This window comes from Candidatus Eremiobacteraceae bacterium (assembly GCA_035710745.1).
Classification (GTDB): domain Bacteria; phylum Vulcanimicrobiota; class Vulcanimicrobiia; order Eremiobacterales; family Eremiobacteraceae; genus JANWLL01.
Window position 1 is genome coordinate 134,147 of the sequence record DASTCX010000003.1, and the last position, 16,243, is coordinate 150,389.

A 16,243-nucleotide genomic window follows, 5' to 3' on the forward strand; every position below is an offset into this window, starting at 1 on the left:
CGGTTTCGCCCGGAATCTGTGCGCCCCTCCTCTGCAGCACCCTCAAGCCAGACCGCGGCGGTCGAGATAAATCTCGACCGCTCCCCCAGAGAATCGAGTGAAGGGCGTGCGGTTCGGTGATGGAAGCGAGGCACCGTGGCATTCGAAAGACGGCGCGATGGTTTCACGATCACGACCGATCCACAGGCCTTCGATATCGATGCGATCCACGAATTCCTGAGCGAAAAGGCCTACTGGTGCCGGGGTGTCCCTCGGCCGGCCTTGGAAAAGGCGATCGAGCGGTCGCTGTGCTTCGGATTGATCGAAGGACCGAGGCAGATCGGGTTCGCGCGGATGGTGACCGACGGCGCGACGTTCGCGTGGCTTTGCGACGTCTACGTGATCGAAAGCCACCGCGGGCGTGGGCTTGGCGACTGGCTCATCGCGTCGGCCCTCGAACACCCGGATCTGCAAGGTCTGCGCCGGATCGTGCTGGCGACGCGCGACGCCCACGCGCTGTACCGCCGCAACGGTTTCGAGGCGCTGCCGATGCCCGAGCGCTGGATGGCCATCGCGAAGCCAGACATCTACGCGAAGGCTGCGAGCGGGTCGTGACCTCCGACAAGCTGTGGTCGTTCGCGATCGTGCTCGCAGCTGTCGCCGGCGCCATCGCGATCCTGGCGGTCTTCGCGCACGACTACCCGTTGACGCCAGCGACCGTGCCGACGCATTTCGGCGTGACCGGCGCCCCCGATGTGTACGGTCCACGCTCGACGTTCGTGATATTCCCGGTGCTTGGCGGTGTGTTAGCCGCGCTCGCCGTCATCGTCTGGGCGTTCGGAGCTCCTTCGCGGCAAGGACAGCGCTCGGTGCCGCCGATCTTGCCCGCGATCGCCGTTCTCATATTCGCCGAGACGACGTGGATGATGTTCTTCGTCGAGATCGGGAGCTTCGGGGTCGCCCTCGGGCACGCCACCGGTCTCGGGTCAGGCGTGTTCGTCGGCGTCGCCATCGTGCTTGCGACCGCGCTCGTCTTGCTCGCCGTCACTCTACTCGCCGTCCGCCCCCCGAACTGAAAGGATACGACTTCCGAGATGACCGTATTGATATTCTTCCACGTGCTCGCGATGTTCATCGCTTTCGCGCTGACGACAGGCACGGGGATCTTCATGGCTCAGACTCTCGAAACGGACGACGTCAACGTCGTCCGCTCCGCGACGCGCGTCAACCGCCGCCTCAGCATGATCGGCGGCATCTCGCTTTTCATCGGGCTCATCTTGGGATTCGCGATCGCGGGCCAAGCCGGCTTCTCGATGACGTCGACGTGGCTTATCGTCACCTACGTCTGCGTCGTGATCCTCTTGGCGCTCGCGTTCGGCGTCCTCAACCCATTCATCGCCCGCTTGTCGGCGGCGGCGGAGGCGTCGGTCCCACAAGCGTCACCCGAGCTCAAAGCGCTGCTCGCGAGTCCGACGCCGAGGGTCGCAGGACCGCTCGCCGGACTCATGTGGATCACGATCATCGCGATGATGGTGCTGAAGCCGTAACTGGGGCCGCCGCAGGCTCGGGGCTCCCGAGGCACGCGGCGACGGTCTCGGCGTAGAAATTCGCCTGATGCGTCAGTATGTCGGGAACGAGCGGAAAGCGCGGGTCGTGGCGCGTCGCACCGAAGCGATACGAGCCGCGGCCGTCGCTCGCCAATAGCCTGCGCTTGACCATCGCGGCCAACGCGTCGTCCACTTTCTCTGCGACCCGCGGCGGCAGCTCCGGATCGATGAACGCGTTCGGCGGAACAACATCGAGGATCGATCGCACGCCGTCGAGGGCGGCGTCGCGTGTGAACGCATCGTCTCCATCGCGCGACATCAGCCACGTCGCGAGGAGTTGGCTGAGCGTGACCGGGCGCGCGGACGCGAGCGACGCGCGCAAATCGTCGGGATAGACGGGCTTCACGACGCGATAGAGCAGCGAGAGACGTCCGCCCGCGAAGACATCGTAGCTGAGCGCGAGCAGGTAGTTCTCGCCGAGGTTCACGACGCGGGAAAACGCGGTGCGAAAACGGTTGAGCTTTCCGTCTCTCGTGTACTTCCCTTCGGCCGTCAGGTAGAGCGTGCCGCCGGCGCGCAAAACGCCCTCGATGCGCGCGAGATCGTTCTCCGTCTGCACCCGCGTCTGTTCGATGAGCTCCGTCCGATACGGTTCGTTCATGGTCGCGACCGAGACGTATTCGTCTTGCGCCAGGAGCGGCCGCCCGATAAGCGACTTGAGCGTTTTCGCGTCGCGCAGCGCATGCCGTGCACGCGATGAGAAGACCGTGTCGAGCGGCAGATCGCCGTGCGTCTTATAGACGGCGTAAGCGAGGCTTGCGACGGCGCGGCGCCGCAACTCGTTCTCGATCGGCAAGACGCCGAGCATTTGGTACATCCATGCCCAGTCGATGAGATCGACAAGCCAGCGGATGGCCGCAAAGCGAACTTCCATGAAACCCGGCTCGAAGATCCGCCGCGACCCGGCCATGTAGATCGGGCGCGACCACGGCCCCTGGACGGCGAGGCGCATGATGAGCGCGGTCGTGTCGAGATCGTGCTGATGGTTGCTGACGAGCAGGGTCGCGCCGCGACGGCGCGGCAGACGGCCCCAACCACGGATGCGGTAGGCGGCCATGTAGTACGGCGTTATGAGCATCATCGCGAATGCTTGGAGCGGTCCGCCCGAAGGCGGCAGGCGCAAAGCGCGATCGGCAGCGCCGGCTCGCCGGCCGGTGAACAGCAGGATGGCGGACCCCAATAAGAAGGAAGCGCCGGCAGCGACGAACAGCGTCCGATAGCCGAGCGACAGATCGGAGCCGAAGCCGCTGATGATCCACTTGCCCGCTTGCGGCGCGATGATCGCCGGCAGGTTCGCCGCGATGCCCCACACGCCGAGGTCGCGCGCGACGTTGCCGAGCGCCGGCACCGAGTCGATCGCAAGGGCCCAGCCGGTCGACACGATCGCGCCGTACCCGAAGCCGAACAGCACGGCGAAGAGCAAGATGTAGCGCAGATTCGGTTCGGCCGCGAAACCGATCGCGGCGAGCGCCATCGGAATACCGGCGAGCGCGACGACGACCTTTCGCGGGATCCGGTCGGAGACATACCCCATAGCGATGCTCGAGACGATCGCTCCGACGAGCGTCATGACGCCGGCGAGCGACGTGCCGGTCGATGCGTCTTTCACCTTGAGCACGTCGCTGAAGAAGAAGAGGACGAACGTGCCGAGGAGCGCGAGCCCGAAGTTCGTCCAAAAGCGCGACGTGAAGACGAGCGAGAAGTTACGCCAGTCGGAGACGTGGACATGTTCGCCTTCGACGTACGGGCCCTCGGGCACCCAGAGCACCGTGAGCGAGCCCGCGACGACGACGGCGGCGGCGATGTAGAGGACCGTATCGGTTCCGCTCGCCCCGGCGATGCCGGCGACGGCAAGACCGGCGATCGAGCCGACGAGCACGCCGACTCCCTGATACCCGCTCGCCGCGCCCCACAGTTCGCGCGGCACGACTTCAGGTATGAGCGCAGAGTAGGCGGCTTGGCTCGCGTTTTGCCCGATCGTCGCGACGACGACCGCGGCCGTGAACGCGGCAGTGTCCGGAGCGAAGACCATCCACACCAAACCGGCCGCGTTGACGAGCGCGCCGAGGAGGATGACGGGTCGCCGAGGCCTGCCGCCGCGATGCAGCCGGTCGGAGATCTCGCCCGCGATCGGCGGCACGACCATCGAGATGAACGCGACGAGGCTCGCGAGCATCGCGTACGTGCGGAGGTGGTCGACGCCGCGGAGATGGAGGAGCATCGCGGGGATGGCGATCGTCAGCAGCGCCGCGTTCTGGAAATTCAGCGGGATCCAATACGCGTTGAGGAGCGCCTGCTCGGCGGGCTTACGCATGCCGGTCGCGCGTCAGCCGGACGTAGATGACGGGGACGAGCAGCAGCGTCAGCAGCAGCGAGCTGAGCAGGCCGCCGATGACGACGATACCGAGCGACTTGCGCGCCGCGACCGCCGGATCGAGTCCGAGCGCGAGCGGGAGCATGCCGAAGATCATCGCCGCGGTCGTCATGATGATCGGGCGGAATCGGACGCGGGCGCTTTCTTTGATCGCGCTCAGCGCGTCCGCGCCGGCGGCGTGCGCCCGGTTCGCGAAGTCGACGAGCAGGATGCCGTTCTTCGTCACGAGGCCGATGAGCAAGACCGTGCCGATGAGCGAGAACGCGTTGAGCGTCTCGTGCGTCAGCGCGAGCGCGCCGACCGCGCCGACGACGGCGAGCGGCACCGAGAACATGATGATGAACGGCGAGACGAACGAGTCGTAGAGCGCGGCCATCAAGAGGAACACGAGGACGAGACCGAGGCCGATCGCGGTCGCCATGCCGCGCTTCGCGTCGGACAGGAAGGCCTGATCGCCCTGCGAGTTCGGCACGACGCTGACGCCGGGCCGCAGGTGGAGCGCGGCGACGCGCCGGTCGAAATCCGATTGGACGTTCGACAGCGCCGCGCCCGGCGCGAGGTTCGCGGTGAGGTGGACGACGGTGCGCCGGTCGACGCGGTCGATCGCACGTGGTGCGAGCACCGGCGTCAATTTCGCGAAGTCGCCGACCTTGACTGTTCCGCCGGTCGCCGACCGGACCGCGATCGCCTTGAGGCCGCCCGAACTGCGTTGCTCCGACGCCGGATACTCGACGTCGACTTCTTTGAGGCCGTCAGGCGTCTCGAATTGCAACGCGCGGAACCCGCCGAACGCGGACCGGATGGCGCCGGCGGCCGCGTTGACGTCGACGCCGAGGCGGCGCGCCTTGTCGCGATCGAACGAGACCTCGAGCTGCGGTGCGAGACTGCCGGCCGAGTCGTACGGATTCGTGACGCCCTGCGTCGCGGCGAGCGCGCGGAAAATCGGGAGCGCGTCCGTCGCCGGATCGCCGCGCGTGTCGGAGACGACGTAGTCGATCGGCTGCGACGTGCCGCCCTGGACGTTCGTCGAAGGGATGACGACCGGGTTGCCGGCGGGCGCGAGGCGTTTTGCGACGTCACCGATCCACGTCACCCAGTAATCCGTGTCGTGGACGCGATCGGCTTTGAGATGGATGTCGACTTGACCGACGGCTCCGTCGACGAGATATGCGCCCTCGGGCGATTGGCTCGCGCCCGCGATCGCATACTCCGATCGGACGTCCGGTATCTGGTCGACTTCGCGTTCGATCGCGCGGACGGCGTCCTCGGTGACGCGCAGCGGCGTTCCGCCGGCGAAGTCCAATCGGACGAATATCTCGCCGCGGTCTTGCGCGGGGACGAAGTCGAAGCCGACGACGCCGAGCGGCCAGATGAGCGCGATCGCACCGCCGAGCGTCGCAAGCGACACGACGCCGACGATCCATGGATGGTCGAGCGCCCAGACGAGCGCGCGCTGCGAGTACCATTCGCGCACCCTGTCGAAGCCGCGCGCGAACGCGTCGGCGAACGACATGCCACGCTTGCTCGACTTGAGCGACCAGTTGCCCGCCAGGGCGGGCGTGATCGTGAACGAGACGAGCAGCGACGCGAGCGTCGACGCGACGACGACGAGCGCGAACTCGATGAGGAAGCGCCCGACGATCCCGGGCAAGTACGCGATCGGGGCGAACACGACGACGTCGACGAGCGTGATGACGATCGCCGCAAGACCGATCTCGAGCCGTCCGAGGATCGCGGCCTCGATGGGTTCCTCGCCCGCTTCGCGATGGCGCTCGGAGTTCTCGAGCACGACGATCGAGTCGTCGACGAGGATGCCGGTGATGAGCGTCATCGAGAGCAGCGAAACCGTGTCGATGGAAAAGCCGAGCACTGACATCGCGACGAGCGCGACGCAGAGCGACGTCGGTATCGCGATGAGCACCGCCGCCGCGTTGCGCCACGACCGCAGGAAGAGCAGCATGACGATGGCGACGAGCGCGATCGCCTCGGCGAGCGTTCGCAGGACGCCGTCGAGCTGATCCGCGGTGTACTGCGACGTGTCGTCGAGGACGTCGAACGTGACGCCTGGGAATTGCTGACGCAGACTCGGCAGATCGGCGATGACGGCCTTGGCGGCGTCGACCTCGCTCGCTTGCGTCGCTTTTTGCACGTGCAGGACGTAGCCGGGATCACCGCCGACGTACGAAGCGATGCGGACGGGCGCGCCGGCGTCGCGGACCGTCGCGACATCGGAGACGCGGACGATCGAAGGACCGCCTATGATCGGCAATCGTGCGACCTCGGAACGCGCGCTGAGATCGGCGCGGATGTCGATGCCCGTTTCGCTCTTGTTGCCGCCGATGATGCCGCCGGCGCCCGCGACGCTGCCGCTCGCGATCGCCGCCCCGACGTCGTCGATGGTGAGGTTCTTATCCGAGAGCTTCTTCGGATCGACCGCGACTTCGATCGCGGGCGTGACGAGGCCGCGAACTTGTACGTAACCGACGGCGGTCAGCTGCTCGATAGCGGGGACGATGCCGTCGGCGATGTCCGCGCTCAGCTGCGCGGGCGACAGCGTCTTCGACGAGACGTCGATCTGCACGACGTCGGCAGCGCCGGGATCGAAATCTTCGACCGACGGCGGCGGCAGGTCGGAAGGGAGCTGCGCTTGCGCGGCTTGGACGCGGCGCTGGACTTCGAGGATGTCGTCGGCGCTGCTCGACTTGAGATCGAAGACCGCCTGGATCGTCGCGAAACCTTGCTGGATCGTGCTTTGGAGATGCTCGAGGTGCGGAGCGCCGGCGATCTGATCTTCGATCGGACGGACGATGCCGTCGCGCATCTCGGCGGGCGATGCGGCCGGATAGAAGATGATGACGTCTGCGAGCGGCGGCACGATATCCGGCAGCTCTTGCACGCGCATCGAGTATGCGGCGAGGCCGCCGCCGATCGCCGCGAGGGCGACGAGGACCGCGGCCAGCGTCGGCCGCGTGACGAAGAGTTTTGTGATCAAAAGGTCAGAGCTTGACCTCGACGTCGAAGTAGAGGTTCGCCGGCGACGGCTGCGCTTGTTGCTCGATGCCGTACGGGAATTGGACGACCCGTTGGATCGTGTCGCCGGGGTTGAAGATGTTGCCGACCGGCGGTATGTGACCGGGCAGGACGTCGTATCCGCACAAGTGGTTGTTCGTCACCGTCCACGGCTCGCTGTCGCCGCCGAAGCACCTGAGTATCGCATTGACGGCGGTGAGACGCAGCGTCGTCTGCGGCGTCGCCCGGTACGAGACTTGGAAGTTGACGGTCAGCTGCGACGGTTGGCGGAACGCGCCCGGCGTGTCGAAGTTGCCTGTCACCTGATCGGGAATGAAGATCGTGTTCGTGCACGTCGTCGCATCGTACGGTTGGCCGCTGCCGCCGAACGGGTAGCGCTTGTCGCCGGTCACCGATCCGCTCGGGAGCGGCTGGCAGGTCGCTGGGTCGACGCCGATCTGCTGCTCGGGTCCGCCGTAGCGCGGTCCGGCGAGCAGTTCGACGAGCGGGGTGAACGACCACTTGTCGTGGCGATACGTGGCGGCGAACGACGTATAGTCCGGAACGCCGTAACTCGCGACGGTCAGCTGGAGGCCGGTCGGGATCACGTCGAACGTCGGATACGACCCGAACGGATCGAGCAGCGGTCGGACCGGTGCGTTGAAGTACGGGTTCGCGACGCCGTTCGACTCGGTCGGCATCGCGTTCGCGCCGCCGAAGACGCCGCAGAGGCTGCCCGGATCCGTCGACGGATTCTTGCCGGCGCACGCCGAGGTGTACGAGTTGTATTGCTGGATCGCGGCGTTGACGCCCGAGAGCAGCGTCGAGCCGTTCGGCAGCGCGACGTACTCGATGCGGCTATGCGTGTACGTGTACGCGAGCTGCCACGACAAACCGTTGGCGTCCGGGGAGCCCTTCGTCAGCATGAACTCCGCGCCGAAGCTCGTCTGCCGGCCGGCGTTGATGTCGGTCGTCGTGCCGAACGTCGGATCGATGAAGAACGACTGGACCTGGTCGCGCGTGCGCCGGTAGAACGGCGTCAGCTTGAACGCGACGTCGCTGCCGTTGAAGCGATGTTCCCACGAGAAGTCGGCGTTGTACGATACCGGCGGACGCAGGTCGCGCACCGGCGTCGTCTGACCGAGGGCGAAGAAGTGCGGACCGATGAAGTCCGGCAAGTCTTGTTGAAGCGCGTCGTTCTCGATCGCGCGCGTCGCCGGCGCCTGTGCGTAGACGCCCCACGACGCGCGGAACACGTCGTCGTCGCCGGCGTCGAACGTCGCACCGAGGCGCGGCTGGAAAACGCTGTGGCTCGTCGATGCGCCGGCGGCGGATGCGTTCGTCAGATGCGCCTGCACCCAACCTGGCCCGAGTATGCCGTCGAGCGTGCTGCACGGCGTTCCCACGGGCAAGCCGAGGAGCGTCTCGTCGATGGGGTTTCCGCCGTTGAAGCCCTTGTTCGCGCACATGACCGCGTTCCATGAATTGAACCAGAACGCGCGCGCTGCACCGCCGGCCGTCGACGGGATGTCGAACGCGAAGTGATCGAAGCGGATACCGGCATTGATGTTGAGGCGGTCGGTCGGCCTATATTGATCTTCGATCGAGAACGACGTGAAGCGCGGCGTCACGGAATTGCTCGGGCCGTTCGCGCCGTTCTCGACCGCGAGCCACTCGAAGCCCGGAGGCGGCGGCGCGAATGGTAGGCCGTACGATAGGAAGCATGCGCCGCCACCCGTGAACCCGTTGCACAGCGGGATGCCGCCGTTGAGGACGAAGGCGGTGGTCGGTTCGCACGAGACCGGTTGGAGCGCCGAGTTATAACAGACGCCGCTTGTCGGCGCGCTCTGGCTGACGAGCGGGGCGAAGTATGACTGCGGGCTCAGCGGGTTCGCATTCGCCATCTGGCCGTTGTTGAAGAAGACGTTGTTCGACGACGAGTACGAGACTTGCACGTCGAACAGGTGGTACGCGTTCATCTGGTCGACGTAATTCGCCGAGTAGCCGTGCGTGTGCGTCCACAGCTCGAAGTCGGGCGACGTCGAGATGAAGAACTGGTCGTTGCCGTTCGGGCTATGGATGAACTCATTCGAGTAGTAGTCGTAGCCGTACACGCGCGCGTACGCGTTGGTGCCGAACGTGTGCTTGTACTCGACCTTGACGATGCTCTGTCCGTTTTCGGTCACGTCACGTTGGTTCGCGGGCACGAAGCCGTCGATGCCTGCCTGATCCTCGCTCGGGAAAAGATACGGCACGACGCTGTCGATCGCGCCGCCGGGTGTTCCCGATACGCTGCCGAGCAGCGGACCGTCGTATTGGAAGCCGCTTGCGAAGAGCGGGTAGCCGGCGCCGGGGATGAGCGAGTGGAATCCGCCCGCCGCGCCGTCGATGCCGTTCCAGAACGGTGCGCCGCCCCAATCACTGTACGACGAGTACGTGTACGTGGTGATTTGCGACGTGTCGTAAAGCAACTGGATGTCGTCGTGATCGCTGCTGTTGCGCCGCGGCACGAGGAAGTGGAAGTTGGCGATGTTCTCGCGGTCGCCGAGCGAGGCGTTCTTGCCCATGTTGTACGGGCCGAGGACGTAGCCGCCGGGACCGGCCGGAAAGGCTTGGAAGAACGCGTGATTCGCGTAGCAACCCGCGAAATTCGACGGGTTCGACGACGTGAAGCAATTGGGGCCGCCGCCGATGTCGAACGGCATGCCGAACTCGTTTGAGATCGCTGCGCCGTTGTTCTGATCGAAGTATCGGAACGACTGATTGTAGCCGCCGAACGCCGCGTAGTAGGAGAAGCGTTTATCGGGCGTCGCGCCGCCGGCTTCGAGGTTTAGCTTATTGAAGTAGGCGGGGGCGCCGATGCCGGCGTCGAGACCCGCGAATCCAGGATACGTCCCTTGTTTGACGACCTGATTGATGTAGCCCGAAAGTCCTTGCGATTCCGCGTTCGCCGGCGCGCCGCCGGTATAGACGTCGAGCGCTGCGACTCCCATGTCTGAGAGATTCATCGTCGGGATGTGATCGAATGCGCGATTGATCGGCACGCCGTCGAACTCGTATCCGATCTCTGTGAAGTCGCCGCCGCGTACGAACACGGGTTGGTTCCAGCCGCTCTGACCGCTCGGCACGAACGTTCCGGGCAGCGACGCGATCGCCGAATATGCGCTCTCGAGATCGCCGCCACCGCCGAGCGAATTGAAGACCGGTTGGTCGCTTCCACGGATGTTGTAAACGTCTTGAACGGTGCTCGGCCTCAGAAGGCTCGGCCTCGCGGTGACGATCACCGGGGTCAAGAGCTTGGGCAGCTTCGGTGTGACGAGCCGTACTGTGACCGCGTTGTCCGCGACGACGGTTACGCCCGGCTGCATGATGGACTGGTAGCCATCCTTTGAGGCGGTGATTGCATACGTATCAGGCGGCAGATCGACGAAAGCGAAAGCGCCCTGGGCATCTGTGGTCGTCGACTCCGACGTCGTCGGCGATGCCACGGTCACTTTGGCGCCGCTCAGGGGTGTATCTGTGCCGGTCAGCACGTAGCCGGATATCGTGCCGGTCGTGCCCGCGAGAGCGGGTTGCGCTAGCGCGAAAGCCGCGATCGTGACGATCGCGACGGCGATGGAAGCGCTGATGCTCCGGTAGATCGATGGGGAAGACGGCATAGTTGAAATCGTCCTCTCGGTATCGGCTGCCCACGCGCAAGACCGCTCCGGCGAGCAGGAGAGGCTCGTCGGACGACCACCAATTTGAACAGGAACGGGTTATCGCGCATGTAGGCCAACGCCTGCCCGCTAAGCCCGTCAGGTGTTCACGACCTCGATTTTGGAGGCGTCGTCCACGCTCGGGTCCCCGGGAGGGCTTTTCGAAGCGTCCGCGCTACATGGACGGCTACGCTCTCGTCGAGCGTTTAGGAGGATTGCTCGTGAACGATTTCAGGCAATTCCTGCTTCGCGGTAACGTCGTCGATCTCGCGGTCGGCGTTGTCATGGGCGTCGCCTTCGGAACAGTCGTCACCGCGCTCGTCAAGGATTTTATCACGCCGCTCATCGCAGCGATATTCGGCAAGCCCGATTTCTCGGCGATCAGCTTCACGGTCAGCGGAAGCACGTTCGCCGTCGGCGACTTCATCAATGCGGTCGTCGCATTCGTCCTCGTTGCGCTCGCCGTGTTCTTCTTCGTGGTGAAGCCCGTCAATTTCTTGATGTCGCGCGCGCGTCGCGAGCCCCCCGCCGATCCGACGACGACGAAGTGCCCGGAGTGCCTGAGCGAGATCCCGATCGGCGCGAAGCGCTGCGCGTTCTGCACGACGGCGATCCCCGCCGGCGCAAAATAAGGGGAGCGATCGACCTTCACACGCGAAAAGGGAGCGGTCGAGATTTATCTCGACCGCCGCGGCCTTACTTCATGGGCAATTCCTTAGAACCTCAACGATAGACAACTGAGTCCGCCGTTCATCTTTTCGAATTCGGACATCTCGAGCTCGACGACGTCGAGACGGCGCCCTTTGAGCTTGGCCGTGACTCGCGAAAATCCGGCGGCGACGAGAACGCGGCCATTGATCTCGACGCAGTTCGCGGCGTAGGTGTCATCTTCATCGAGATAGATCGCTGGCTCGCCTGATAATGCGGTGAGTTCCCGCGCGACGGGAGCGACGACGAACACGCCGTCGACGAACGCGATCGCGCTCTTCAGGTGAAGCAGCCCGCGTGCGGATCGGATGTCGACCTTCACCATGCGCTTGCCGATCGACTTAAGCAGCCGTCCTAATTGATCGGCGCCGGCTTCATTCGTGCGATCGGAAATGCCGACAAAGTATCGGTCGCCCGCTTCGCACACGTCGCCCCCGTCGAGCGTTCCCGGGGCTGCGATCGCGTCGTAGCGCTCGAAGAGGGCAGCGATCTTATCCCGGATGAGTCCGACTTCGTCACGCCGGCTCGGCGCGCCCGGCCGCGTCAGCATCGGATGTCCGTCGACGATCACGGCGACGTCCTCGACGAAAGTCGCGTCCGGAAATGCGTCGGAAGGCGGCAATTCCATGACCTCGACACCGCAGTGACGGAGCGCATCGCGATACGCAGCATGCTGCGCACGCGCTACCGAGAGATCGGGAGCGCCTTTGGTCGCGGACGTCAAGCCCTTCGCGAACGTCGGACCTGGAGGGCGTACGATCGCCCGAGTGAATGTCGGCACGCGGCGCCTGTTCTGATGAGACGCCGGCAGAACCCGCCCGGATACCTTCGACGGCCGCGGCGGTCGAGATGAATCTCGACCGCTCCCTTTCCTTCTTGGCGGGGCCGCGGCGGTCGAGCTGAAGCTCGACCGCTACGTTATCGGGTGCGAGCCGAAGGTCAGGCTGCTCGGCGTTCCTCGCGATCCAGCGCGACGAGATGCTCGTTCATGTCGACGAGAACCCAGGAGTTCGCAGCCTTCCGATTCGCGGGTCCGACGTGCCGCTCGAAGTGGGCGGCGAGTTCTTCGTCGGTCACGCCGCGGTTGATGAGCTCGAGGAATTCGTCCTCTGGAACGCCCGCGCGAGCGAGGAAGCCCTTGTCCATCGGGCAGAGCGAGATATAATCGCCAAGCATACCCACTCGCTTGGCGCGCGCCTTATCGGCCGCACGCCCGAGCCATGCAAAGCCGGCGAGCGTATCGCTCCCGCTTCGCGGCACGTCCCTACGAAGGTCGAGCGCCTTGGCGTTGTTCGATTGATGCATCAGAAAAAAATCCTCCTCACCAATCATACCCGGATATGTGTCGCGTGATTCGGAACGGGACGCATCTCGTGCTGACGCGGATGCGTCACGCCCGGCAGGATTGTGCGGCTACTTAGCCGAGCTGTCGGGCTCCATGACGCCGAATTCGTTGCCTTCGGTGTCTTTGCACGTCGCGAACCATCCGACTCCCGGGATCGGGCCCTTCGGACGCATGATCGTGCCGCCATTAGCGGTGACGCTCTTCAGCGCGTCGTCAATTGATCCGACGCCGATCGTATTCGAGTTCGTCGCGCCTTCGGACCGGCGAGACATCCCGCCGTCTATACCACGCTCGGGATCGATGCCCGTCGTGATGACCCAATACTCGAACGGTCCCTGCCACTTGTCGAACTTCCACCCGAAGGCTTTCGAGTAGAACTTGATGGCCCGGTCCGGATCGTCGGCGGAGAGATCGAAATGCACGGGACGTGGCATGGCGTTGCCGCTCCTTTCTTCGTGAAGGGCCGACCCGTTTATCCCTGGGTCGGCAGGTGCCTTTCACGTATCCGATCGCCGTCGTTTTTCTCGGTTGACATCGCCTCGCAGCTGCGATAAACTGTTTACTACATGGTTAACTATAACCGAGCATCGAAGCGCCTCGATGTCGTCTTCTCAGCCTTGTCCGACCCGACGCGGCGCGCGATCGTCATCCGGCTGGCACGCGGCAGCGCGACGGTCGGAGAACTCGCGGCACCGTTCCGCATGACACTGCCGGCGGTCACGAAGCACATCAAGGTGCTCGAGCGGGCCGGACTTCTGTCGCGCCAAATCGATGGGCGTCTGCACCGGTGCCGCCTTTCGGGGGAGCCGATGGCAGAAGCGAGCGCGTGGATCGAGCGTCATCGGACGTTTTGGGCGTCGCAGCTCGATTCGCTGTCAGACTATTTCGAAAGTCGCGCATCCAAGCGCACGGCCCGTCGCGATGGCGGCTTGCGTCGCCCGAAGGGAGCTCGCAAATGACGCAATCCACACAAGCGGCGACGTCGCTCACGATGACCCGCCGCATCAAAGGCAACCGCGAGGACGTGTTCGCGGCGTGGACCGATCCCGAGATCTTCAGGCGCTGGTGGGGGCCGCCCGGAACGACGACGACTGCGGCCGAGATCGACGCTCGAGTTGGCGGCGCATACCGAGTCACCATGCGCCTCCCAGACGGTGAAATCGTCTATCTCAGTGGGAAGTTCTTGGAAGTCGAGCGACCGACGAAACTCGTCTATACGTGGGCGTGGGAGGAAGACGACGGAATCGGACACGAGTCCCGTGTCACTATCACGTTCGCCTCGGCAGGCGAAGAGACCGACGTCACCTTGCTCCACGAGCAGCTCGCGAGCGAAGAGAGCCGCGATCGCCACGCTCACGGCTGGATCGGCTGCTTCGATAACCTCACGAAGATGTTCAGCGGAAAGGAAGCATGACGACCATGGCGCGCGCGCGAGCCAACGATCGCAAGGCTCGGTCGAAGAAGCTCATCAAAGAAGAGATCGGGTTGACGCAGCAGCTCGAGAGAGTCGCCGCTAAGCGGCGCTCTCTGCCGCCGGGCGAGCCGGTCAAGGAAGATTACGTCTTCGACGAGGGCGCTGGCCGTAAGGTTAAGCTGTCGCAACTCTTCAAGGGCGGCAAAAACGAGCTGCTCATCTACCATTATATGTTCGCGCCGAAGGATAGACGGCCGTGCCCGATGTGCACCATGTGGTGCGACGGGTACGACCGCGTCGAGCCGTACGTGCGTAAGCGCGCGAATTTCGCCCTCGTCACGAAGGCGCCGATCAACAGGCTGCGTGCCTGGGCGCGCGGCCGGGGCTGGAAGAACATCCGCCTGCTGTCGAGCTTCGGGAACACGTTCAATCGCGACTTCGGCGTCGAAGATCGAAGTGAAGAACAGTTGCCCGCGATCAGCGTCTTCACGAAAGACAAGAACGGCACGGTTCGCCACTTCTATCAGAAGTTCGCGGTGATGTCGCCGGCGCACTGGCGTAGCATCGACCAGCTATCGCCCGTCTGGAATCTGTTCGACCTCTTGCCGAGCGGTCGCGGCGACTGGCACCCGAACTACGAACTCTGATTCAATCGACCGCCGCGATCTTTCATGAGCGCGCGAACATAGGTATTTGCGCGCTCATGTGCGTATGCGGTCGGCACTATGTCACAACAGCAGATCCAGACCGTCGTCATTATCGGCGTCGTCGTCCTTTTACTGGCCTTTCGTATTTATCGCCAAATGCGCGAGCAGCGATGGGCGCTCGGCAGCATGTGGGTCATGCCGATCATCGTCGCGTTGATCGTGATCGCTGTAGTCGCAGGCGACACGATAAGCGGGAGCCCGCTCGCGCCGCTTGCAGCAATCGTCGGGCTCGCGATCGGGTTCGGTATTGGCATGTATCAAGGCAATCACACGACGCTGCGAGTCGACAAACCCGGTAAAGCGGTCTTTGTGAAGGTGCACCCGATCGGCATCGCGCTCGTCACGGGCGTTCTCTTACTTCGCTTTGGGATTCGCTGGGTCGTCGGCGGCGGGATGGGTCAGGGCGCTGTCGGGGCAAACGGACTGCCCGTGATCACGCCTGCCGAAGCGCTCATCGGAAGCGGACTGCTAGCGGTCGCCCTCGGCTCGCTCGTCGGAATCCGCTGGTACGTCAAGCGGGCGTACGATGCAGCGCCGAACGTCGTGACTCCGACGTCGACCTAAGCGAAGGCCGCGGCGGTCGACCGTGAAGGTCGACCGCTCCATTCCAATCGACGAGCCGAGTTAGCCGCCGGTCATGACCGGTGATTTGAACTTCAGCTCGATGACGCTGCCGGCCGGCACGGCGATGTCGGTCTTGAGCTCCTGCGATAGTACGTAGCCCGCTGCCGCACCGACGAGGCCACTGTGTGCGGTGTGCGAAGCGACGGCGTGCCCTGCCATCGCACCCGCGATCATCATACCGATCGTACGCAAGTGGTGCGTCCTCGGTTCGAACGCGTTCACCGATACGAGCTGGACGTTGACGGGCGACTTGGTGCCGTCCGGCAGTTTGATGTCGTCGAACACGAGGGTCATCGACGGGTTGTGCGCAGGTCCCGCCGCGCTGATGTTCGCGAGATGACCCTCGACGACCGCGCCATGCAGCGCCGGATCCTTATGGAGGAACGTGTCGGTCTGGGCGAGCGCGAACGTGTCGCCGTCGTGGCTCGTCTTCGAGCCGATCGGACCCTGCAGCTTGCCGTAGAAGTCGGTGCCCGCGGCGACGGCAACGGTACCGCCGGTGTTCTCCGCTCCGGTGCCGCTGCTTTGCGTCGTCACGGGCGCGTTTTTGGCGCACGCCGCTAGGACGACGGCGGCGAGGATCACTATAGTAGAAGAACGATGCGTTTTCGTCACGATCATACCTCAAAGGCGTGAGCAGTGAAGTGCGGCGGCCTTAGTTCTCATACCCGTCGACCTCCGCCTGGCAAAAAGTGCCCTTATCATATGAATGCCGACCGCAGTCTTGACGGTTCGCGAGGCCCCAGGAAGAGCACGTCACGCCGCCGCAAAGCGATAA

Annotated in this window: 15 protein-coding genes; 8 read left to right on the plus strand and 7 right to left on the minus strand. The window is 64.5% G+C overall.

Going from position 1 to position 16,243, the window contains the following annotated elements:
* Positions 1 to 135 precede the first annotated feature (135 nt).
* The 3 genes from VFO25_00765 to VFO25_00775 are packed head-to-tail and all read left to right on the plus strand — an operon-like array spanning position 136 to position 1,526.
* A complete protein-coding gene (locus VFO25_00765; protein HET9341428.1) occupies positions 136 to 594 on the plus strand; it encodes a GNAT family N-acetyltransferase in 459 nt (152 codons plus the stop codon).
* Positions 591 to 1,055 carry a DUF1648 domain-containing protein gene (locus VFO25_00770; protein HET9341429.1) on the plus strand — a complete coding sequence of 155 codons (465 nt, stop codon included), beginning with the start codon at positions 591 to 593 and terminating at the stop codon, positions 1,053 to 1,055. Before VFO25_00765 ends, VFO25_00770 begins: the two co-directional genes overlap by 4 nt.
* Before the next feature lie 18 nt (positions 1,056 to 1,073).
* The gene (locus VFO25_00775; protein HET9341430.1) at positions 1,074 to 1,526 is read left to right on the plus strand and encodes a DUF2269 family protein; all 453 of its coding nucleotides are present in this window, start codon (positions 1,074 to 1,076) and stop codon (positions 1,524 to 1,526) included.
* On the opposite strand, the gene VFO25_00780 is transcribed toward VFO25_00775, so the two are convergent.
* From VFO25_00780 to VFO25_00790, 3 genes are read right to left on the minus strand one after another with little or no spacing between them, the layout of a single operon-like run.
* Entirely contained in the window at positions 1,498 to 3,900 is a 2,403-nt protein-coding gene (locus VFO25_00780; GenBank protein HET9341431.1) for an MFS transporter, read from the minus strand. The two genes, VFO25_00775 and VFO25_00780, sit on opposite strands and share 29 nt — an antisense overlap.
* A complete protein-coding gene (locus VFO25_00785) occupies positions 3,893 to 6,952 on the minus strand; it encodes an efflux RND transporter permease subunit (protein HET9341432.1) in 3,060 nt (1,019 codons plus the stop codon). The genes VFO25_00780 and VFO25_00785 overlap by 8 nt, the downstream gene beginning before the upstream one ends.
* Positions 6,953 to 6,956: 4 nt before the next feature.
* Positions 6,957 to 10,628, minus strand: a complete 3,672-nt coding sequence (locus VFO25_00790; protein HET9341433.1) for a TonB-dependent receptor — start codon at positions 10,626 to 10,628, stop codon at positions 6,957 to 6,959.
* Positions 10,629 to 10,846: 218 nt separating this feature from the next.
* Here VFO25_00790 and mscL point away from each other — a divergent pair, with 218 nt between their 5' ends.
* Complete coding sequence (mscL, locus tag VFO25_00795; GenBank protein ID HET9341434.1) at positions 10,847 to 11,299, plus strand: large conductance mechanosensitive channel protein MscL; 453 nt, start codon at positions 10,847 to 10,849, stop codon at positions 11,297 to 11,299.
* An 83-nt stretch (positions 11,300 to 11,382) separates the two neighbouring features.
* Here mscL and VFO25_00800 read toward each other — a convergent pair whose 3' ends face one another.
* From VFO25_00800 to VFO25_00810, 3 genes are all read right to left on the minus strand, one after another.
* Entirely contained in the window at positions 11,383 to 12,156 is a 774-nt protein-coding gene (locus tag VFO25_00800; protein HET9341435.1) for an arginine deiminase family protein, read from the minus strand.
* Positions 12,157 to 12,314: 158 nt separating this feature from the next.
* Entirely contained in the window at positions 12,315 to 12,680 is a 366-nt protein-coding gene (locus VFO25_00805) for a DUF5069 domain-containing protein (GenBank protein HET9341436.1), read from the minus strand.
* 108 nt (positions 12,681 to 12,788) lie between these two features.
* Entirely contained in the window at positions 12,789 to 13,154 is a 366-nt protein-coding gene (locus VFO25_00810; GenBank protein HET9341437.1) for a VOC family protein, read from the minus strand.
* 132 nt (positions 13,155 to 13,286) lie between these two features.
* On the opposite strand from VFO25_00810, the gene VFO25_00815 reads away from it, so the two are divergent.
* The 4 genes from VFO25_00815 to VFO25_00830 all read left to right on the plus strand — a co-directional run bounded on the left by VFO25_00815 (position 13,287) and on the right by VFO25_00830 (position 15,405).
* Entirely contained in the window at positions 13,287 to 13,679 is a 393-nt protein-coding gene (locus VFO25_00815) for a metalloregulator ArsR/SmtB family transcription factor (protein HET9341438.1), read from the plus strand.
* Entirely contained in the window at positions 13,676 to 14,134 is a 459-nt protein-coding gene (locus tag VFO25_00820) for an SRPBCC domain-containing protein (GenBank protein HET9341439.1), read from the plus strand. Before VFO25_00815 ends, VFO25_00820 begins: the two co-directional genes overlap by 4 nt.
* Positions 14,135 to 14,139: 5 nt before the next feature.
* Positions 14,140 to 14,781, plus strand: a complete 642-nt coding sequence (locus tag VFO25_00825; GenBank protein ID HET9341440.1) for a DUF899 family protein — start codon at positions 14,140 to 14,142, stop codon at positions 14,779 to 14,781.
* Between the two features lie 78 nt (positions 14,782 to 14,859).
* The gene (locus VFO25_00830) at positions 14,860 to 15,405 is read left to right on the plus strand and encodes a hypothetical protein (GenBank protein HET9341441.1); all 546 of its coding nucleotides are present in this window, start codon (positions 14,860 to 14,862) and stop codon (positions 15,403 to 15,405) included.
* Positions 15,406 to 15,465: 60 nt separating this feature from the next.
* On the opposite strand, the gene VFO25_00835 is transcribed toward VFO25_00830, so the two are convergent.
* Positions 15,466 to 16,080 carry a hypothetical protein gene (locus tag VFO25_00835; GenBank protein ID HET9341442.1) on the minus strand — a complete coding sequence of 205 codons (615 nt, stop codon included), beginning with the start codon at positions 16,078 to 16,080 and terminating at the stop codon, positions 15,466 to 15,468.
* Between the last annotated feature and the right edge of the window lie 163 nt (positions 16,081 to 16,243).